Below are 20,610 nucleotides of genomic sequence, written 5' to 3' on the forward strand. Positions count from 1 at the left end.
ACTACTTTCTAAAGATTATCAGCAACCGTCAATAACTCGATATCAACTGATAATCCACGCATCTTTTCAACGATTCGGTCATAACCACGCAAAATATTATCCGCATTATTAATAACCGTTGTTCCTTTAGCCATCAATCCTAGTCCAAGGAGCGCAACCCCGGCCCGAATTTCACCGGCATCAACATTGGCTCCCTTAAGATTCTTCGCATGATGAATCGTAAATACCCCATCTTTGCATGAGATATCTGCACCCATCCGCTGCATTTCAGGAATGTGTTTGATTCTTTTCGGATAAATCGTTTCAATGATCTTGGATGTTCCTTGCGCACACATTAATAATGGCGTAATCGGTTGCTGCAAGTCAGTCGCAAATCCAGGGAACGGTGATGTCTTGACAGTTACCGGACTCAAACGGTCATTGCCTGGAATGTAAATGCTGTCTTCATCAATTTCCATCGTAACGCCCATTTCACGCAGTTTAGCAATGAATGGGTCCAAGTGTTCTGTAATTACATTCTTTACCAAAACCCCGTCACCATTTGCTGCAGCAAATGCAAGGTAAGTTCCAGCTTCGATTCGATCCGGGATAATCGTGTGGGTATTCGTTGACTTTAAACTCTCAACCCCTTCGATTCGGATCTCATCCGTTCCGGCACCGCGAATGTGGGCTCCCATATTGTTCAGGAACGTTGCTAAATCAATGATTTCCGGTTCCTTTGCAACGTTTTCCATGATCGTTGTTCCCTTTGCTTTAACGGCGGCAAGCAAAACATTGATCGTTGCCCCAACAGATACCATATCAAAGAAGACCCGCGCCCCATGCAGTCCTTCAGGGCCAGTCGTAATCCGAACCGCGTTATCTTCCTCTTCAACATGCGCACCGAGCGCCTTAAATCCTTTAATATGCTGGTCAATCGGCCGTGGTCCAATGTTGTCTCCGCCAGGGAATCCAACAACTGCCTTACCAAACCTGCCAAGCATTGCACCCATGAAATAGTATGATGCCCGCAAACTGCGAATCGCATCCCCAGGTAACGGGCGGTTCTCGATATTAGTAGGATCAATTTCTAATTGTCCATGCGAAAAATGCGATTTTACATTCATCGCTTCAAGAATCAACATTAAATTGTGGACATCTAAAATCTCAGGAACTGAGTCAAATTTAACCGGAGTATCAGCTAAAATTGCAGCCGGAATCAAGGCCACCGTACTGTTTTTTGCACCGCCGATCGTTACTTCGCCGTGCAAGCGCTGTTCTCCTTTGACGATCATTTTTTTCATCGCAAGAATCCTCACTAATTTTTTAAATTTATTTATTATAATCCGAACCATCGTCAAGGCGACGTGTCAACTTTAATGATACAAAATCCTTAATTGGGTTTCAATCGTTTTTAAAGAATATTACTAATTTTGTGTCGCGTAGCCCGTTGCGTAATTGATCCGAATATTGTTTTGAACATTCGGAACAAAAACGTTAAATTCTAATGATCCATCGGACGACTTAGCTTCAATATGCGCCCCTGACGGAACTAAATTATTACCGTCATAAATATCAGTCACCCGGTAACGAACTTGCTTATTTTGATCAAGCGCTTTCCGGACTAATCCTTCATAATAATTCTGCCCCGTTGAATCTGCTGACCGGGCTTCGTTGGCCCATGCAGTTTGGGTTGCAACGTTGGCCGGATTCGATTCCGAAGCGTTAAAGCCACGAATTCCGCCAACCAATGCATATCCTAACAGGTGTCCCCGATCATAAGCATGCTTATATTCTCCCGGTAATCCGCTTAATTGATGAAATCCGGCTGGTTTCCAATCGGTGCGACCGTTCCCAGTTTGCTCCCGGTTTTTGTACTGCCGGCAAGTCTTATTCAACCATGCATTTCCAATGTGCGGCCGGCCCAAGTTATCAACTTCATCCGTTGCATACGGCGCACTTGCAATCTGCGCATTCAAATCATTTTGATTATTGTTGATAATGAACGCCCCATGCCCGTTATAGGTGATCGAACCCCCAAGCTGTTGTTTAACACTATCCGTTAATACGCTTGATGCCAACTTTTGATTCGGAGTATTCTGACCTGCCCGGACATTTTGCGTCATTCCAAGATCAAGCCGGCCTAGTTTACCAGAAACTCTTCCTCCGGCAAGCACGATCAAAATTGCGGCTAAGACCGTAATAATAACCTGTGACGGAGTAACCTTTTGCTTTTTGCGTTTTCTCTTTGCCATTTTACTTTCCTTTCTTTAACGCCAATCAACTTCGGTAAATACAATAAAAGAGACTGGACATGATTGTCGCAGCCTCTTCGCTCTCAATTACAGTTTTTATTGTTTATCATCACTTGTAACTGGTTCCTCATCAGCCAACAATTCCTGTAATTCTTCATATTCTTCAGGACGAACTTCAACTTGTCCCGCCTTGATTGCATGAATCCGTTCGACTGAAAAATGACTTGTCAGTGCCAATTCAGCATCTGTTAAATGATACTTTTCTTGATACTTTACAATTTCTTCAGCAAGGTGTCCTAATTTCTTTTCTTTCATCCCTAGTTCGCCTCCGTTATCTATTGCTACTATAAGGATAACACATTTAATTCAATTCGCCTTCTAAAATTACTTTTGATTTTCAAAAGCAGCTTTAACGAATGCGGCATATAAGCCTTCTGGACGTTGTGGCCGTGATAAGAATTCTGGGTGGTATTGTGATGCAACGAAGAACTTGTTTTCTGGAATTTCGATAACTTCAACTAAGCGGTTATCCGGTGATGTTCCTGAGAAGACAAGGCCGTGAGCTTCAAACGCATCGCGATATTCATTGTTGAATTCGTAACGGTGACGGTGACGTTCTTGAATTACATCTTGATTATCATAAGCGGCAGCTGCAACTGTGCCTGGACGAAGTTTGCATGGATATGCTCCTAACCGTTGAGTATTTCCCATGTCTTCAACGTCGGCTTGCGCTTCCATCAAATCAATTACTTTGTGTGGTGCGTCCGGGTTAACTTCGCCAGTTGTTGCATCTTCAATTCCAAGAACATCGCGGGCAAATTCGATACTTGCCATTTGCATTCCAAGGCAAACCCCTAAGAATGGTACGTTTTCTTCACGGGCATACCGAATTGCTTGGATCATTCCTTCGATTCCCCGTGAACCGTAACCGCCAGGAACAATAATTCCGTCATAGCTGCCAAGTTTTTCAGCAACGTTATTCTTATCAATGTTTTCAGCATCAAAGTAATCGATGTCAACCTTGGCGTTCACCTTGTAACCAGCGTGCCGGAGAGCTTCATTAACTGAAATGTATGCATCTGGAAGTTGAGTATACTTTCCAACCAATGCAATCTTGACATGGCCCTTAAGGTTCCGAACCCGATCAACTAATTCTTTCCATTCAGTCATATCAGCTTCTGGAGTTTCAAGTTTCAATTTCCGGCAAACAATATCATCCATGTGTTGAGCTTGCAAGTTCAATGGAATTTGGTAAAGCGTATCAACATCAAGGGATTCAATTACAGATTCTGGATCAACGTCACAGAAACTTGCAATCTTGTTCCGGATTCCTTGTGAAATCGGCTTTTCAGAGCGAACAACCAAAATATTTGGTTGAATGCCGACACTCCGTAATTCCTTTACACTGTGTTGGGTTGGTTTGGTCTTCATTTCACCCGCAGCCTTCAAGTATGGAAGAAGGGTCGTGTGAATGTAAAGCACGTTATCAGCGCCAACTTCCGCCTTCATTTGCCGTAAAGCTTCAAGGAACGGAAGGGATTCAATATCCCCAACAGTTCCCCCGATTTCAGTAATTACAACGTCTGAATCAGTAACCGTTCCGGCACGTAAGATCTTTTCCTTGATCATGTCTGTGATGTGCGGAATAACTTGAACGGTCTTTCCTAAATAATCACCGCGCCGTTCCTTCTTTAAAACTTCTGAATATACCTTCCCGGTCGTAACGTTTGAATACTTGTTAAGGTTGATATCAATGAACCGTTCATAATGGCCAAGGTCCAAGTCAGTTTCTGTTCCATCATCAGTAACGAAAACTTCACCGTGTTGGTATGGACTCATTGTTCCGGGGTCCACGTTGATGTATGGATCAAACTTTTGAATTGTAACCTTTAATCCACGATTTTTAAGTAAGCGGCCTAAAGATGCTGCAACAATACCTTTTCCAAGTGAGGAAACAACCCCACCAGTAACAAAAATATACTTGGTCATTGTGAAATATTCCTCCAAATTAATTGATTTCCGGGGATTACAAAAAACAACAAGCCCCCTACCTTAATTCATAAGGTAGGGAGCTTTCTCCGTTCAAAAGGCTCTTCACGAGCGCCCAAATAAGATTCTACCTAATCGTTATTCGAACGTCAAGCCTTTATTCATCATCGTCATCTGAAAATTCGTTAAGTTGACCTTCGATTCCATCTGGCAAATCGTCTTGCGGGTCATCGCCATCGTCCACGTCATCCAAATCGTTTTGGTAATCCTTCAAATCTTGTTGGTGATCATCGTCATCATCGGCAAAATCATCATCTTCAGGATCATCATTGTCATAATCGATTACATCGTCATCATTGTTTGAGTCTAAGAAAGCATTGACCTTTTTCCGCTTTTTGCGTGGTTGGTCATCATCTGCTTCATCAGAATGGACAAGTGCTTCATCGATTGATTCAAATGGATACCATGAGCGCAATGCCCACATATTATCTCCCAATGAGATAAAACTGCCATCAATATTTAAGTCAGTATAGAATTGTGGCAACCGTTCGCGAATTTCTTCATCGCTCTTTTCAAGGAAATTTTGAACCTCGTTTGTTAAATCAGCAAACGCCATCGGTTCGCCTTTTTCATGCAAAATTTCCCGTGAAACTTCGATCATTGACAATTCATCTTTATTCATACCTTCGAATTTTTCAAGCCCCAATTTGGTACACGTCCTTTCAGCAGTTTACTCTTCATCATACAATACTACGCGGTAAATTGCAATCTGATTTTATAATCGCCAAGTAAAGAATCCCCATTATAAAGGCGGTAATCGATCTCTAACTTACCGGCCCGCGGATCATCCTCAAGCACCGTTTCCATGCGGCCGGCAAAAGCTTCAACCGGAATATTACCGTACGGAGTTTGGTACCGGGATGGAATTCGTTTTCCGGGTTTAAAGGTCAAATGCAGCTTCTGATGTTCAAGTTTCCGGGTCAGTTGAACCTCTTCATCGCCTGCAATCTTAAAGGTCACCTTTGCGTGTTCATTTTCTGGGAGTTCTTCTTCATACCGCAAATAAACCGTCTCCCCGATCTCAATCAACCGGCCATCAAAATCTTCCGCATATTCTTCCTTTTGCCCATCTTGCTGATGAACGGTCTCAACGTGAATTTTGACCGGAATTTCATTTTTGGATGCCATCTGATCACTTCCTTATTAAAAATCCTTAGTTTTATTATATCGAGCTGCCATTCACTTTGCCACCGATTAATTTGCCGGTTGCGGTATAATAAAGGCAATCATTAACCGAAAGGAAGTGGCTCCGATCACAGTTTTGCATCCGCAGCTTTTACCAATGGAAAAGGTTCTGCGTGACCCGATCCATAATTACATTTACATTCAGCACCAAGTGATCCTTGACCTGATCAATACCAAGGAATTTCAACGGTTACGCCGGATCAAACAGCTTGGCACGACCAGTTATACTTTCCACGGAGCTGAGCATTCACGTTTTTCGCATTCCGTTGGGGTGTATGAGATCACCCGAAAAATCTGTGACCTCTTCCAACGTAATTATCCAACGCAAAAGGCCAATGATGGTCTATGGGATGATCGTGAACGGCTCGTTGCTTTATGTGCCGCTTTGTTACATGACGTTGGTCACGGAGCATACTCGCATACTTTTGAGCATATTTTTCATACTAACCACGAACAAATGACGCAGCAGATCATCACTTCGCCGGAAACCGAAGTCAACCACGTTCTGCGGCAGGTCAGCGATGATTTTCCTGCGCAGGTCGCCAGCGTAATTGCGAAGACCTATCCGAACCAGCAAGTTGTTCAAATGATTTCAAGCCAGATCGACGCGGACCGGATGGATTACCTTTTACGCGATTCGTACTTTACCGGAACAAAATACGGTAACTTTGATCTCACCCGGATCTTGCGGGTCATGCGGCCGTACCACGGCGGGATTGCCTTCAACTTTAGTGGAATGCATGCGGTTGAAGACTACATTGTCAGCCGTTTTCAAATGTACCAGCAAGTTTATTTCCATCCCGTTTCCCGGTCAATGGAAGTCATTTTAAGTTCATTATTGAAACGAGCAAAGGACCTGTACGAAATGGATCAGTTACCGCATGACTTTGCATACGAAACTTTAAAACCGTTTTTTGATAATCAATTTTCACCTGAACAGTACTTGAAACTTGATGATGGCGTTTTAAATACCTGTTTCAGTATTTGGAGCGAATGCGATGATCACATTCTTAAAGATCTCGCCCGGCGGTTCTTAAACCGCAAACCACTTAAATCAGCTAAGGTCAATGATGATACGCGTTCGTTGTTACCAACCTTACGCAAATTGATTGCTGAAGCCGGTTTTGATCCGTATTATTATGCAGCCACTAATGACAGTTTTGATCTGCCGTACGATTCATACAATCCGAATGCCAAAAAGCCACAAACGCAAATCGAATTGATGCAAACGGATGGAAGCCTGATCGAACTTTCAACGGTCAGCACGCTGGTCAAAGCCATCAGCGGTAAAATCACCGGTGATGAACGGTTCTTTTTCCCGCGGGAAATGCTTGCCAAGGGCAATCAGCTTGAAATTTTCACACCCGTTTACCAGCAATTTGAAGAGTATTTGCATAATGACCGGTTGATTTTTCCGAAATAAATAAAGAAGGTGTGACAAAACATCAAAAACGAGCGTGGTGGAAGCAGAAAAGCGAACGAATCGCGCCAGCATAAATTCGGAGTTTTTTGAACTTCACTAGCTTCGCGTCGTAGCTCGTTGTTTTGGAACACGATTATGTGGATAAAGGAAAGAGGTCATGGTTTTCACCATGACCTCTTTCCTTTATCATTTATTAATTAGTCATCAATTTTATCTGAACGGAAACGATTCTTAAACAATGGACTAACCGGTTTGTTTTCATGAATCCGTTTGATTGCATCGCCGATAAGCGGACCAACTGAAACTTGAGTCAACTTATCGATTTGCTTTTCTTCTGGAAGTTGAATTGAATCCGTTACGATAATCTTCTTAATTGGAGACTTATCAAGACGTTCAATTGCTGGGCCTGATAATACAGGGTGCGTTGCACATGCATAAACTTCCTTTGCACCAGCATCCATCAATGCTTGGGACGCTAACGTGATCGTTCCGGCAGTATCGATCATATCATCGATAATGATGCACCGCTTGCCATCAACTGAACCAATAATATTCATAATTTCGGCAACATTGGCTTTTGGACGCCGCTTATCAATAATTGCGATCGGAGCCTTTAAGAATTCGGCTAACTTCCGTGCCCGGGTAACCCCACCGTGATCAGGTGAAACAACAACTGCATCTTTTTCAAGGCCGTTCTTCAAGAAGTAGTCGGCCAATAATGGAGCGCCCATTAAGTGATCAACTGGGATATCAAAGAATCCTTGAATTTGAGCAGCGTGCAAATCAAGCACGATTACGCGATCGGCACCCGCCTTTTCAAGCATATCTGCAACCAACTTTGCAGTAATTGGTTCACGAGAACGCGCTTTCCGGTCTTGCCGTGCATACCCATAATATGGCATTACAACGTTGATCGTTGATGCACTTGCCCGTCTTAAGGCATCGATCATAATTAACAATTCCATCAAATTGTCATTAACCGGTGCAGACGTTGACTGGATGATGAAGATTTCATCCCCCCGAATACTTTCTTCAATATTGATCCGAATTTCGCCATCGCTAAAACGGTCAACTGAAGTCTTACCTAAAGGAACTCCTACGGCATCAGCAATTTTCTTTGCCAATGGTTTGTTTGAATTCAAAGCAAAAATTTTAACCTTTGAATTATAACTTTGTTCAGCCATGATTGCCTCCAATAATGATTATTCTACTAATATATAGTATGCGTTAACCGGCTTAAAATCAAGCTAATTCTTAGTCTTTATCAGCTTTTTCGGCCTTTTTTGCAGCTTCTGCAACCGGGTAGCGATCATAGTAACCTTCCTTGTTTACTTGACGTCCCCGACCAATTCCCATTGCATGAGCTGGAACATCGTTTGTAATCGTTGATCCGGCAGCAACGTAAGCGTGGTCTTCAATTTCAAGTGGAGCAACCAAGTTGGCACCACTTCCGATGAATGAGTAGTCGCCAACATTTGTGTGGTGCTTGTTCATGCCATCGTAGTTGATAAAGATCGTTCCACAACCAACATTGATATTCTTTCCCAAAGTTGCATCGCCAACATATGTTAAGTGGCCAACCTTAGTATTCTTACCGATTTCAGCTTTCTTGACTTCAACAAAGTTTCCGATGTGAACATTTTCGCCAATGTCAGCTAATGGCCGCAAATGACTGTATGGTCCAATGTTTGAATTCTTGTGCATTACTGATTCTTCAAGATATGAAACAGTAACCGTGACGCCATCTTCGATCTTGCAGTCGCGAATTTGTGAATGTGCCCCGATCACGCAGTCTTCACCGATAACCGTCTTTCCTTTAAGCTGAACGCCTGGTTCAACGACTGTATCAGCTCCGATTTGAACATCAGCGTCAATGTACGTGTTATCTGGGTCAATAATCGTTACCCCATTACGCATGTGCATTTCATTGATTCGCCGTTGCATTACCTTTGTTGCCTTTGCAAGCGCAACGCGATCATTAACGCCCATTGATTCTTCAAAATCATCCATTTTAAAGGCGCCAACCTTCTTACCAGCTTTTTGGAAGATTCCGATTACATCTGGTAAGTAGTATTCGCCTTGAGCATTGTCATTGTTGACTTGGTGAAGGGCTTCAAACAATGCTTGATTATCAAAGACATAAACGCCCGTATTGATTTCATCAACCTTGGCTTCTTCAGGCGTTGCATCTTTTTGTTCCACGATTTTTTCAACTTCGCCAGCAGCGTTGCGAATTACGCGACCGTAGCCAAATGGATCATCGGCTTTGGCTGTCAAAACCGTTGCTACGTCGCCGTTCTTTTCATGATATTCAAATAACTTAGCAAACGTTTCAGCCGTAAACAATGGCGTATCGCCACATGTTACTAACGTCATGCCATCCTTTGAGCCAAGCATCTTTTCTGCTTGCAAAACGGCATGGCCAGTTCCCAATTGTTCTTCTTGAAGAGCATATTCTGTCCGGTCGCCAAGGGTTTCTTGAACCTTTTCTGCCCCGTGGCCAACAATCGTTACGATTTGATCGACGTTATCCTTTTCAACTTGTGAAAGGACGTGGTCAACCATGGCCTTGCTGCATACCGGGTGAAGAACCTTGTATAACTTTGATTTCATGCGAGTTCCTTGACCCGCTGCTAAGATAATTGCAAATTTTGCTGTCATTGATTTATCCTCATTCTCTATTAAAGTTATTTACTCATGTATAAATTCTAACTTAAAAAAATATGAACTTCAATTATTGTTACATTCAAAAAAAGGAAGCCTTTCAGCTTCCTTTTGATCCTACTCTGTCCGCTTACCAAATACCTTTGCAAGGTAATTTCCGGCACTTACGTGGATTGTCTTATTCAATGTATTAACATTGTCAACTTTCAATAATGAAGTGTAATCTTCGATCAACCGGCTACCTTCATCAACGACCCCTTCAGCAAAGACCGTTACTCCGACTAATTCAGAGTCAAATTCTTCAATCATTGACTTCATCCCGTTGATCGTGCCGCCGCCCTTCATAAAGTCGTCAACGACTAAAACATGTGAGCCACGCCGCAAACTCCGCTTCGATAATTCCATCTTTTCAATTCGTTGGCTTGATCCTGAAACATAGTTAACTGAAACGGTTGAACCTTCAGTAATTTTTGAGTCGCGCCGAACAATTACAAATGGAGCGTTCATGTAGTATGCAACACTTTGCGCAATCGGCACACCTTTTGTGGCAACGGTCATGATGGCATCCACTTGACGGCCCATGTATTGCCGGGCAATCAACCGACCGACATGCCGTAAGACTTCCGGTTTGCCTAATAAGTCTGAAAGGTATACGTATCCCCCTGGCAATAACCGGTTTTCTTGTGAAAGTTCAGCTGCCATTTCCCAAATAAAGCGTTCAGCTTCTTCTTCGCCGATTGATGGGATAAAGCGGGCACCACCAGCAGCTCCTGGAATTGTTTCTAAGACTCCAATGCCACGTACATTAAATGTCCGCTTAATGATGGCTAAGTCTTCACTGATTGATGACTTAGCTGATTCATACCGCTTTGCAAAATATGTTAATGATACAAGTTTGTGCGGGTTGTTAAGAAAATAACTTGTCATATCGATCAAACGATCACTTCTACGTACTTTCATCTTCAAGTCCTCCATTCTTAAAATTTCCTAATTTAATGTTTCATTCTATTAATTATTAACGTAAGTTTGCTCTTCTCTTAATAATTAACCCCTATATCATTTTATCCTTCGTATAAGAATAAATATTCGGTTTTTAATACGAATGACGTCATTCTACCATTATCTGGCAATTTAGTCAACGCTTACTTACGGATAAAATCAGGAAAAACATCCGGTTAACCCTTATCTTATCTAATTTTTACGATAAGATTATTTTAATCATTAAATTAAAAAAATGCAATTTCTAAATTATGAATTATGGTTTAAAACTTTTTGAAAAACATATATAATAAAAATTAATTATTAGGTGAAATGAGGAGGTCCCATGGAAACTTTAGAAAAGGCACCTGCTAAGTTAAATCTTAGTCTTGATGCCCTTTTCCGGCATCTTGACGGCGATCCTGAATGGCGGATGGTCATGACGGCAATCGATTTAGCGGATTATGTTCACATTGAAACGCGTGATGATTCGAACGCGATCCAGGTTCAGACAAATACCGGCTTTCTTCCGCAAGATCAACGAAATTTAGCATTTCAAGCAGCGAAAAAGCTTCAAGAACTTTTTCAGATCGATCAGGGAGTAATGATCACCATCGACAAGCACATTCCTGTTTCGGCGGGAATGGGTGGCGGGTCAGCTGATGCTGCCGCCGTGTTGCGCGGTCTTAACAATCTTTGGAGTCTTAACCAATCGTTAACGGACCTTGCTCGTATCGGGCTTGAAATTGATTCTGACGTTCCGTTTTGCGTATACAGTTGTCCGGCTCTCGTTGAAGGCAAAGGCGAAAAAATCACCCCGTTAAACGATCTGACTTCCTTATGGTTCGTTGTTGCTAAACCAAAGGCCAGTGTTTCAACGCCGACCATTTTAAAACAAATTGATTTCAGTGAAATTCAGCACCTAAACGTTGAAAGCGTCGTTGAAGCAATTCAACAACAAGACTGGAAACGATTGACCGCAAGCATGGGGAATTCGCTTGAACCGATTACGATTCAAAAGTACCCTGAGATCATCCGAATCAAAGAAAAAATGATCAAATTTGGGGCTGAGGCAGCTCAAATGAGCGGAACCGGGCCAACTGTTTTTGGAATCTCAACCAAACAATCACGGGCCCAGCACATTTACAACAGCTTACGGGGCTTTTGTAAGGAAGTCTACCTTGTGCGCCCGTTTAACTTGAAAAATTGTAACTAAAAAGGTTGCGGCATAAGTCGCAACCTTTTTGCTATATCCGCATAATCGGGTTCCAAAACAAACGAGCTATGTGGAAGTTCGAAAAGTTCCGAATCTATGTTCCGCGATTCATTCGCTTTTCTGCTTCCACCACGCTCGTTTTTAACGTTTTGTCACACCTTCTTATTAGTCATACAGCATTTTTGCCACTTTCATCAGAACTTTTGGATCTTGATGCAAAGCAGAGTGTTTGATTCCATAAAACATTACGGTCTTGCATGATGACCACTTCGGATTTAAGATCGTTACTAAAAATTCAGACTGAACATTGGGAACTGAAGTATCTGTATGATCACGGTAATCAGCCATCACATTATAAAACTTGATTGACGAACACGGCGTTAAGTCCTGATATTCCCGTTTCAATTTACGATATTCAGCATCCGTTAAATGCTCCCGCAGTGCTTGCGGATACGTTACCTTATTCGTAACGCCTTCGTTAACCGGCGTTCCCATCAAAATAACCTTATTGAACTTCACGTTTCGCTGAATCCATTTTGATTGTCCAAGGGCGTGTAAAAATTCAGTCCCGCCCCATGAATGACCAACCACGTTCAATTCATTGATCCCGTATTTATTATGCAAGATCTTAATAACCTTGATCGTCCAATTCGTTTGCGGATTGTACGATTGGGCAAGGTTCCAGTCAAATAAAAGCTGAATCATCGCATTCTTTTTTCCTTTGACTGACCCGGAAACATGCACCGTGCCGGTCGGCGTTACATGGATCGTCATTGTTTTTTGCGCAATGTTTTCTTTTTGGTAATAATTGATCATTTTATTATACGTGTAATTACTGCCGCCAAATCCATTGATCAGCAACGTTGGGACATCTTGATAATGAATATCACTTCGCAGTTGGTCTTGCCGCAACGCTTTTTGCGGACTAGGGACCAATAAGATCATTTGAACAACCAACGCGATCACAATAATTCCAATCAAAACCTGACCGATCCGTTTCCCGATTTTCTTCAACTCAATTCCTTCATTCTTATAAAATAAAAAGTATCTACTTCATACTATACCGCGGAAAGCGGCATTCGTATGAAATAGACACTTCTAATCGTTATTTAAAGGCTATTCTTCAGCCTCTTCATTTTCAAATTCAAGTTTGATATTTTGAGTTAAAACATCCGTGTAGCTGTATGAAACACGCTCAACTGCACTTTCATCCTTGTCGAGTTCAACTACAAAAACAGCTGGAAATGTTTCGCTCAGTTTACCTTTACGGGTTAAGATCTTCTTGCGTCCAACATGAGACGTAACGGTCAGTTTCTTTCCAATATGACTATCCAACATCGACTTAATTTTTGCTAAAGTGCTTGGCATGTGCTTCATCCTCCCGTCAGCGTACACTATACCACACACGAAAGAAAATCTCAATTTTAGCACAAATCTTTAACAAAAAGCAATAAATTACTCTAATTTCTAATCATTTTCTATTAATCCATTAGATAAATCTATAAATTGGCTAATTGTCAGCCGTTCAGCTCGAATTGATTTTTCAATTCCAACCTGTGCAAGAACCTTTTCTAACCGTTCCTTAGTTGCCGGGTCCTTCCCGTAAATTCCTAAAAGATTATTCCATAAACTCTTCCGCCGGTGAGCAAAGCTGCCCTTTACCAGTTGCATAAATGCTTGCTCATCTTGAGGCTGTTTCACCGGCTTTTGCGGTGTTAGGCGAACAACTGCTGAATCGATTTTCGGTTGCGGAACAAAAACCGTCTTGGGAACAATAAAGGCGATCTTGGCATCGGTATAATACTGAACCGCAATTGAAAGGGAACCGTAGTCCTTTGTTCCCGGTTCCGCCGTTAACCGTTGGGCAACTTCCTTTTGCATCATCACAACGATCGCATCAAAGTGAATCCCGCTTTCTAACAAATGCATGATGATCGGCGTCGTGATGTAGTACGGCAAATTGGCAACCAATTTCAACTGATGATGGCCATCGAAATGGGCTTCAATTTGCTGTTCGAGGTTCGTCTTTAAAATATCTTGCTGGACAACCGTAATATTGTCGTAAGGCGCTAACGTTTCCTTTAACACCGGAATCAACCGTTCATCGATTTCAAAAGCCATTACTTGATGAGCACGTTTTGCAAGCTGCTCTGTCAAAGCTCCAATTCCAGGCCCAACTTCGATCACATCATCTTCTTCACTAATTTCGGCCGCGTCCACAATGTTATGCAACACGTTGATATCCGTTAAGAAGTTTTGGCCTAAGCTCTTCTTAAAATTCAACCCATACGTTTCCATAATTGCCCGCGTGCGGGTCGGATTGGCAATTTCAATTTCATTATTCTTCATGCTGATCACCGTTTTCCATTTGCTGTTCAACCTTTTGCATTGCATCTTCAAAATCGCCCGGGGTAATTTCAAACAACCGCAACCGCTTATAAAGTTGCTTGCCGTTCGTATAGCCAATATTTAAAATTTCACCCAGTAACTCCCGACGTTTCTTGGCCGCCAGACCATTGATCAATCCCTTAGCCGCCAACGTTTCACGTGAAATCATCGCTGGCGCATCCGGAACTTCCGTGTAAAGATTTTTCAATGCTTCGCGGATCACTTCGGGGCTTGCATGTTCAACGCCTAAACTTCCTTGATGAACTGGAACGGCATCTTTCCGTTTCAAAAAAGCATGTTTGACTCCTGGGACTGCTTCGCGAATCGTTTTCCGAATTTTTTCACCGGAGTAATCAGGGTCAGTGAACACGATCACTCCCCGTTTTTCTTGTAATTCCGCAATTTGGTCAAGGGTTTCATCACTAATTGCTGATCCGCGGGTCTCGATCGTATCGGCATTCACCGCCATTTTAATTCGTTTGGTATCGTCTTTACCCTCAACGACAATCACTTCTTGAATTTTCATTTTATCTTCCATCATTTTACTCATTGATTTTCAATACTTTCTTTGCATTCTGACTTGTTTGCGTGGCCAACTGGTCAACGTTTTCGTTCCGCAATTTCGCTAAGAATTCAACTGTATACCGGGTCATTCCCGGTTCATTGCGTTGGTTGCGATACGGCATCGGCGTCAAATACGGGGCATCCGTTTCAACCAGCATCCGGTCAGCCGGAACATATTTGGCAGCTTCTTGAACTTTCTTGGCGTTATCGTATGTTACGACGCCGCTAAATGACAGATCCATTCCAAGCTCAAGGAACTGTTGAGCCCACTGCACGTCACCGTTAAAGCTGTGCATAATGCCGCCATACTTGGCCCCATCGGTTTCTTTGATCACGTCATAGGTATCTTCAAACGCATCCCTGTTATGAACGCTGATCGGTAAATGAAATTCATGGGCAAGTTTGATCTGCTTCTTGAAGATTTCCTTTTGCAAATCATGGTCAACATCGCAATGATAGTCCAGACCAATTTCACCAACGGCCTTCACTTTCGGTTCGATCATATAAACCCGCAACTGGTCTTCAAAATCATCATATTTGGCCGCATCTTCCGGGTGAATTCCAACTGCCCCGTAAATATTCGGGTACTGGTTGATCAATTTCACCATTTTGTCAGCACTTTCACCGTCGTAGCCCAATACAAGCATTGAATCAACGTTCAATGCCTTTGCCCGGTCAATGACGTCTGGAATATCATCATCAAATTCGTGGGAATTGATATGGGTATGCGAATCGAAAATTGAAATCATTTTCCTGCTCCTCTCATTTTTATGAAAAAAGACTGGACATTTTTCAGTTTCAACTCAACCTGCCAGTCTTTTCTCCCAATTTTAGATTTTAGCCAACGATTGAACCGTTTGGAATATTTTCTGGAACGGTCAAAAGTTGAACCTGATCGCCAAATTCAGCTGAAAGTAACATTCCTTGACTAAGTTCGCCCCGCATTTCACGCGGTTTCAAGTTCGTCACTGCAATTACTTTCTTGCCAACCAATTTTTGCGGTTCAGGATACCAGCTTGCAATTCCTGAAATGATTTGCCGATCGCCTTCATCACCTGCATCTAACCGGAATTTCAATAACTTGTCGGCATTTTCAACCTTTTCAACCGCCTTGATTTCGCAAACCTTCAATTCGACTTTTTCAAACTTATCAAACCGAATTTCCTTCTTCGTTAAGTTCAACGTTGTTTTTGAAGGATCAAATGCATCTTCCTTGTTAACCGCCATGTTCTTCCGGCCCTTTGCCTTTTCGTTGGCAGTCATCATTGATTGCATGTATTCAATTTCTTCGCCTTTATCAAGCCGCGGGAAGATTGGTGTTCCCTTCTTCACAACCGTTGCCCCGGCTGGCAAATCAAAGTATGAAAGATCCTTGATCTCCATCTTGTCAGTTGCTAATCCTAACTGTTCAAAAATTTGTTGCGGTGCATGGGTCATTACCGGTTGCAAGAGAATTGCAATTACCCGTAAGCTGGCTGCTAAGTGAGCCAAAGCGCTGTCTAATTGGGCATTTGCTTCGGCTGATTCATCCTTGGCAAGCTTCCATGGTTCCGTTTCATCAATGTACTTGTTTGTTCGTGAAACAAGTTTCCATAAGTTTTCAAGAGCTTTTGCAAAGTACGTCTTGTCCAAGTCATCACAATATTCTTGAATTGCCGTTGCGGCCGTTTCTTCAAGGTCTTTATCAAATGGTGTCACATTGCTTTCAAGGGCCGGAATCTGACCATCCCGGTACTTGTTGATCATTGCGACCGTCCGGTTAAGCAAGTTTCCAAGGTCGTTTGCCAAATCAAAGTTCATCTTTTCAACAAAGTCTTCCGGAGTAAACCGGCCATCATTGCCGAACGGAACAGCCTTCATTAAGTAGTAACGCAATGCATCCAAGCCATAGCGGTCAACGATCGTTTCAGGATAAATAACGTTGCCCTTTGACTTCGACATCTTGCCGTCCTTCATAACTAACCAACCATGACCGACGATGTGTTTTGGCAATGGCAAATCTAACGCCATCAAAATGATTGGCCAGTAAATTGTGTGGAAGCGGACAATTTCCTTTCCAACCATTTGAATGTCAGCTGGCCAGAACTTCTTAAACAGGCTGTCATCCTTTGAACCATAACCTAAAGCCGTGATATAGTTGCAAAGCGCATCGATCCAAACATAAACAACATGCTTTGGATCTGATGGAACCTTAACGCCCCAGTCGAAACTGGTCCGGGTCAAGGCCAAGTCTTCCAATCCCGGCTTGATGAAGTTATTCAACATTTCCTGCTTCCGTGAATCCGGTTCAATAAATTCAGGGTGTTCATCATAGTATTGAACTAACCGGTCAGCGTACTTGCTCATCTTAAAGAAGTAGCATTCTTCTTCAACTAATTGAACTTCATGCCCTGATGGAGCAATTCCGCCAGTCATATTGCCATTTTCATCCCGGAAAACTTCCTTCAACTGTGATTCAGTAAAGTATTCTTCATCTGAAACTGAATACCACCCTTTATATGTTCCCTTGTAAATGTCGCCTTGCTTCAATAACTTTTCAAAAATTTGTTGAACAGCTGCTTCATGATAGTCATCCGTTGTCCGGATAAACTTATCATTGGTGATTTCAAGTTTCTTCCATAATTGCTTGATATCCGCAGCCATTTGATTAACGTATTCTTGCGGCGTGATGCCCATCTTCTTGGCTTTTTGTTCGATCTTCAAGCCGTGTTCATCCGTTCCGGTCAGGAAGAATACATCGTATCCTTGAAGCCGCTTGTAACGGGCTAAAACGTCACATGCAATTGTGGTGTATGCATTTCCAATGTGTAACCGCCCTGATGGATAGTAGATTGGTGTGGTTACGTAAAATGTTGGTTTGTCTGCCATGTTCAGTTTCCTTTCTCCTTGAATGTGAAATCAAATTTCAATCTCAAAAATCATTATTTTTAGTATATCATAGTCAGGCCTTAACTTGAGCGAATTCTTGCACCGCATCGTTAACGATCATCGTGGTTTGCGGCGGAACTTGAATTGGTTCCTTGTTGACCGCCGCAATTTGAGCGTCCGGACGGCGATACTGTAATAAGCCTGCAAACGGATAAACAACAAATGAAGTCCCGACAACGACGATCAAATCGGCCGCTTGAATAGCTTGAATCGAGTGTTCAAGTTTCTGCTGATCGATTCCTTCACCGTAAAGAACGATCTGGCTGCGCAAAATACCGCCGCAATTCCAATGATGCATATCTTTTAGATATTCATGCCAATCAACCTTTTGACCGCACTTTTGACAAACAATATTATATAAATTACCGTGAAATTCAATTAGCGAACCCGGTGCCGGATCAGCTTGCGCATGCAGGCCATCAATGTTTTGGGTGATGATCGTTGCCCGGCCTTCCCGGGTCAACGCCGCCATTTTCTGATGGATAATGTTCGGTTGAGCATCCGGATAAAATAAATTATGGATCACAAAGTCATAATATACTTCCGGTTCATTCGCCAAACAATCGTGACTTAATAGGTATTCTGGGGTTTGCCCATGCGAATACAATCCATTTTTTGAACGGTAATCCGGAATTCCCGATGCCGTTGAAACTCCCGCACCGGTCATAAATACGATCTGGCGGGCATTTTGAATCAAATCATTCAGTTTTGTCATTTAACCGCCTCCGTTTGATAATTAACGTTTCAAGTATGGGACACCGATTGAATCTAAATATTCTCCAACTGGGGTCTCATAAATGTGCCGAAATTCAACTGACCGCTGTTGTTCGCTGCCTTTTGGTTCAGGAATAACAAAAACATTTTGCTGATCATTTTTCATGCGGCCGATGTAAGCCGTCCGAAAATGCAGGTTTTCCTTCATATCAGTGTGGAAAATTTCAAATAATTGCCGCACTTCAAGCCGTAACTGGCGATCACTTAAAACCGGCGTTAATGAAACATACGAATTCAAATTCATTTCATACAAGCCATAGCTCTTCAATGCTTCATCAAAGCCTTTATATAATTTCACGATTGCCCGCCGAACGTTGAAAGCCGAATCGAGCGGTTTAGCCGTAACAATTGCATACAGTTTTTTGGCTTGCGCAGTTGCCTTCGGGTATAATTCCCGCAATTTCGGTAAAACATTATCCTGTTGGTCCTTAAAGAAAATCAACGCATCAAGCAGGTTGACCGTCCGTAAAACCATCCAGTCATCCTGATGATCTTGCGGTTCCGGTTTTAAGACTGCCAAAATGCCTTTAAAGTACAAATCTTCGACCTGGTCATCGATCAAGCCTAATTCGCGCTGCCGGTCATAAACAAAGAAGTGCATCAAAATATCATACAATTCCATTCCCGTAGCGGTGTACTTTGTATCAAGCTTTTGCCGCCCGCTTTCCAAATTAAATGCGATCTGCGGCAGCTTTTCAAACATCAACATAAAGTGCAACAGTTCATGCGAAACGATGTAGTTCACGTCGGTTTGATCTAAAACGTCGATCACTAATTTTCCGTTGCGTAAAAAGTGCTGCGCCTGGTCGTGACGCACAAAACCCGATTTTTCGTCATGGTATTGGATCTCAATGCCATTTGGTTGAAGCGCTTCTGCTTTTTTGATCAATTGTTGAACTTTTTCATTTAATTGTGGTTCTGTCATTCTTTTCCCTCACGTATCTTCTTTAATAAAACTTCTGCAGTGTGTGAATCCCGGGCATGCTGTTCTTCAAGGGCATTAACGAGCATTGGAATTTCATCCTTAGTTGCGCCGACTGATGCCGCTAAACTCTTCAATTGCAACCGCATGTGACCGCGTTGAATCCCATCGGTTACCAATGCGTATAAGGCCGCCAAGTTTTGCCCTAACCCAACTGCAACAATGATTTGTGCTAACTGAACGGCACTTTCGATTTTCATCAAATGGTGATTGATTTTCACTAACGGCACAATTTTAATTGAACCGCCAACCGAACCAACCGGCATCGGCATTGTCAGGTCACCGATCAGTTGATCACCATCAACCCGCCATTGGCTCAGCCCGCGATATTGGCCGTCACGGGCGGCATAGGCATGGGCTCCGGCTTCAATGGCCCGCCAGTCATTTCCGCTGGCAATCACGACCGCATCGATTCCGTTCATGATGCCTTTATTATTGGTTGCTGCGCGGTACGGATCAAGGTGGGCAAAGCGGCTTGCCTGAGCAATTTTCGCAGCTGCCGTTGCTCCGTCGATCTTTTCCTTTGCCAAAACCGTAACCGGAATTTCAACATGGGCTGAAACTAAACATTCCGTTGCATAGTTTGACAAAATGCTCATTAAAATGTCCTGATGCAAGGTTGACCGGATTTCATCGGCCACCGCTTCAAGCATCGTGTTCAGCATGTTTGCCCCCATTGCTTCCTGAACATCGACCGCCATGTCAACTGACAACATATCATCGGCCAAAATCCGAGTTCGAATCCACCGGGCACCGCCCCCGCGTTTCACGATCGATGGATGGGCGTGATTTGCAATTTCTAAGAATTCATCTTGCCGTTGATCGATCGTTTCAACGAGTTGATCCATCGCCGTTACGTTTTCGATTGCAATTTGACCGATCATCAGACGGGATAATGACTTGGTTTGAAAACCGCCGCCAAACTTAACTAAACGAGCTCCATTGCTGGCCGCCGCAACAACTGACGGCTCCTCCGTAACCATCGGCACGACGTATTCCTTGCCGTTGATTACGTAGTTCATCGCTAGGCCTTCAGGAAGCTGGTACTGCGTTACGAAATTTTCGATCATCGTATCGCCAAGCGTTGGGTCAACGGCTTGAGTTTCAAGCTGATTGATTTCCTTTTCATCCAGAAATCCGTTTTTTTTCAAAATCGCCAACCGCTTTTGCCATGGCTTTTGATAGTATTTATTGAAGCACTGCATTCTTTTTACTCCCTGTTCTC

20 protein-coding genes are annotated in these 20,610 nt (G+C 42.8%); 2 read left to right on the forward strand and 18 right to left on the reverse strand.

The window, feature by feature from the left end; genetic code table 11:
• Nucleotides 1-8: 8 nt before the first annotated feature.
• From Q3C15_RS03690 to Q3C15_RS03715, 6 genes are all read right to left on the reverse strand, one after another.
• Nucleotides 9-1,283 (reverse strand): UDP-N-acetylglucosamine 1-carboxyvinyltransferase, encoded by a 1,275-nt coding sequence (locus tag Q3C15_RS03690; RefSeq protein ID WP_057826943.1) that lies wholly within the window; start codon nt 1,281-1,283, stop codon nt 9-11.
• 123 nt (nt 1,284-1,406) lie between these two features.
• Nucleotides 1,407-2,234 (reverse strand): DNA/RNA non-specific endonuclease, encoded by an 828-nt coding sequence (locus tag Q3C15_RS03695; protein WP_278852445.1) that lies wholly within the window; start codon nt 2,232-2,234, stop codon nt 1,407-1,409.
• Nucleotides 2,235-2,330: 96 nt separating this feature from the next.
• On the reverse strand, nt 2,331-2,549 hold the full coding sequence (locus tag Q3C15_RS03700; protein WP_057826945.1) for an LBP_cg2779 family protein: 219 nt from the start codon (nt 2,547-2,549) through the stop codon (nt 2,331-2,333).
• 69 nt (nt 2,550-2,618) lie between these two features.
• On the reverse strand, nt 2,619-4,223 hold the full coding sequence (locus Q3C15_RS03705) for a CTP synthase (RefSeq protein ID WP_057826946.1): 1,605 nt from the start codon (nt 4,221-4,223) through the stop codon (nt 2,619-2,621).
• A gap of 157 nt (nt 4,224-4,380) precedes the next feature.
• On the reverse strand, nt 4,381-4,929 hold the full coding sequence (rpoE, locus tag Q3C15_RS03710) for a DNA-directed RNA polymerase subunit delta (RefSeq protein WP_057826947.1): 549 nt from the start codon (nt 4,927-4,929) through the stop codon (nt 4,381-4,383).
• A 44-nt stretch (nt 4,930-4,973) separates the two neighbouring features.
• Nucleotides 4,974-5,411 carry a DUF1934 domain-containing protein gene (locus Q3C15_RS03715; protein WP_057826948.1) on the reverse strand — a complete coding sequence of 146 codons (438 nt, stop codon included), beginning with the start codon at nt 5,409-5,411 and terminating at the stop codon, nt 4,974-4,976.
• 154 nt (nt 5,412-5,565) lie between these two features.
• On the opposite strand from Q3C15_RS03715, the gene Q3C15_RS03720 reads away from it, so the two are divergent.
• Nucleotides 5,566-6,891, forward strand: a complete 1,326-nt coding sequence (locus tag Q3C15_RS03720) for an HD domain-containing protein (RefSeq protein ID WP_283601385.1) — start codon at nt 5,566-5,568, stop codon at nt 6,889-6,891.
• 197 nt (nt 6,892-7,088) lie between these two features.
• Here Q3C15_RS03720 and Q3C15_RS03725 read toward each other — a convergent pair whose 3' ends face one another.
• From Q3C15_RS03725 to purR, 3 genes are all read right to left on the reverse strand, one after another.
• Nucleotides 7,089-8,075: a ribose-phosphate diphosphokinase gene (locus Q3C15_RS03725; RefSeq protein WP_057826949.1), complete on the reverse strand. Its 987-nt coding sequence runs from the start codon at nt 8,073-8,075 to the stop codon at nt 7,089-7,091.
• 70 nt (nt 8,076-8,145) lie between these two features.
• Nucleotides 8,146-9,552, reverse strand: a complete 1,407-nt coding sequence (gene glmU, locus Q3C15_RS03730) for a bifunctional UDP-N-acetylglucosamine diphosphorylase/glucosamine-1-phosphate N-acetyltransferase GlmU (protein ID WP_302704200.1) — start codon at nt 9,550-9,552, stop codon at nt 8,146-8,148.
• A 120-nt stretch (nt 9,553-9,672) separates the two neighbouring features.
• Nucleotides 9,673-10,515, reverse strand: coding sequence for a pur operon repressor (purR, locus tag Q3C15_RS03735; RefSeq protein WP_057826951.1), 843 nt, complete (start codon nt 10,513-10,515; stop codon nt 9,673-9,675).
• Between the two features lie 364 nt (nt 10,516-10,879).
• On the opposite strand from purR, the gene ispE reads away from it, so the two are divergent.
• Nucleotides 10,880-11,749, forward strand: coding sequence for a 4-(cytidine 5'-diphospho)-2-C-methyl-D-erythritol kinase (gene ispE / locus Q3C15_RS03740; protein ID WP_302704202.1), 870 nt, complete (start codon nt 10,880-10,882; stop codon nt 11,747-11,749).
• A gap of 165 nt (nt 11,750-11,914) precedes the next feature.
• Here ispE and Q3C15_RS03745 read toward each other — a convergent pair whose 3' ends face one another.
• From Q3C15_RS03745 to Q3C15_RS03785, 9 genes are all read right to left on the reverse strand, one after another.
• Nucleotides 11,915-12,763, reverse strand: coding sequence for an alpha/beta hydrolase (locus tag Q3C15_RS03745; RefSeq protein ID WP_302704204.1), 849 nt, complete (start codon nt 12,761-12,763; stop codon nt 11,915-11,917).
• A gap of 102 nt (nt 12,764-12,865) precedes the next feature.
• The gene (locus Q3C15_RS03750; protein ID WP_057826954.1) at nt 12,866-13,117 is read right to left on the reverse strand and encodes a Veg family protein; all 252 of its coding nucleotides are present in this window, start codon (nt 13,115-13,117) and stop codon (nt 12,866-12,868) included.
• Nucleotides 13,118-13,216: 99 nt separating this feature from the next.
• Nucleotides 13,217-14,098 carry a 16S rRNA (adenine(1518)-N(6)/adenine(1519)-N(6))-dimethyltransferase RsmA gene (gene rsmA, locus Q3C15_RS03755; RefSeq protein WP_057826955.1) on the reverse strand — a complete coding sequence of 294 codons (882 nt, stop codon included), beginning with the start codon at nt 14,096-14,098 and terminating at the stop codon, nt 13,217-13,219.
• A complete protein-coding gene (rnmV, locus tag Q3C15_RS03760; protein ID WP_302704208.1) occupies nt 14,088-14,663 on the reverse strand; it encodes a ribonuclease M5 in 576 nt (191 codons plus the stop codon). The genes rsmA and rnmV overlap by 11 nt, the downstream gene beginning before the upstream one ends.
• Before the next feature lie 16 nt (nt 14,664-14,679).
• A complete protein-coding gene (locus Q3C15_RS03765) occupies nt 14,680-15,447 on the reverse strand; it encodes a TatD family hydrolase (RefSeq protein ID WP_204779232.1) in 768 nt (255 codons plus the stop codon).
• A 91-nt stretch (nt 15,448-15,538) separates the two neighbouring features.
• A complete protein-coding gene (metG, locus tag Q3C15_RS03770; protein ID WP_302704210.1) occupies nt 15,539-17,569 on the reverse strand; it encodes a methionine--tRNA ligase in 2,031 nt (676 codons plus the stop codon).
• A 73-nt stretch (nt 17,570-17,642) separates the two neighbouring features.
• The gene (locus Q3C15_RS03775) at nt 17,643-18,344 is read right to left on the reverse strand and encodes an NAD-dependent protein deacylase (RefSeq protein ID WP_302704212.1); all 702 of its coding nucleotides are present in this window, start codon (nt 18,342-18,344) and stop codon (nt 17,643-17,645) included.
• Between the two features lie 21 nt (nt 18,345-18,365).
• Nucleotides 18,366-19,328, reverse strand: coding sequence for an IpaB/EvcA family protein (locus Q3C15_RS03780; RefSeq protein WP_302704213.1), 963 nt, complete (start codon nt 19,326-19,328; stop codon nt 18,366-18,368).
• A complete protein-coding gene (locus Q3C15_RS03785) occupies nt 19,325-20,590 on the reverse strand; it encodes a hydroxymethylglutaryl-CoA reductase, degradative (RefSeq protein WP_302704214.1) in 1,266 nt (421 codons plus the stop codon). Before Q3C15_RS03785 ends, Q3C15_RS03780 begins: the two co-directional genes overlap by 4 nt.
• Between the last annotated feature and the right edge of the window lie 20 nt (nt 20,591-20,610).

This window comes from Ligilactobacillus sp. 110_WCHN (genome assembly GCF_030518115.1).
Taxonomy (GTDB): domain Bacteria; phylum Bacillota; class Bacilli; order Lactobacillales; family Lactobacillaceae; genus Ligilactobacillus; species Ligilactobacillus aviarius_C.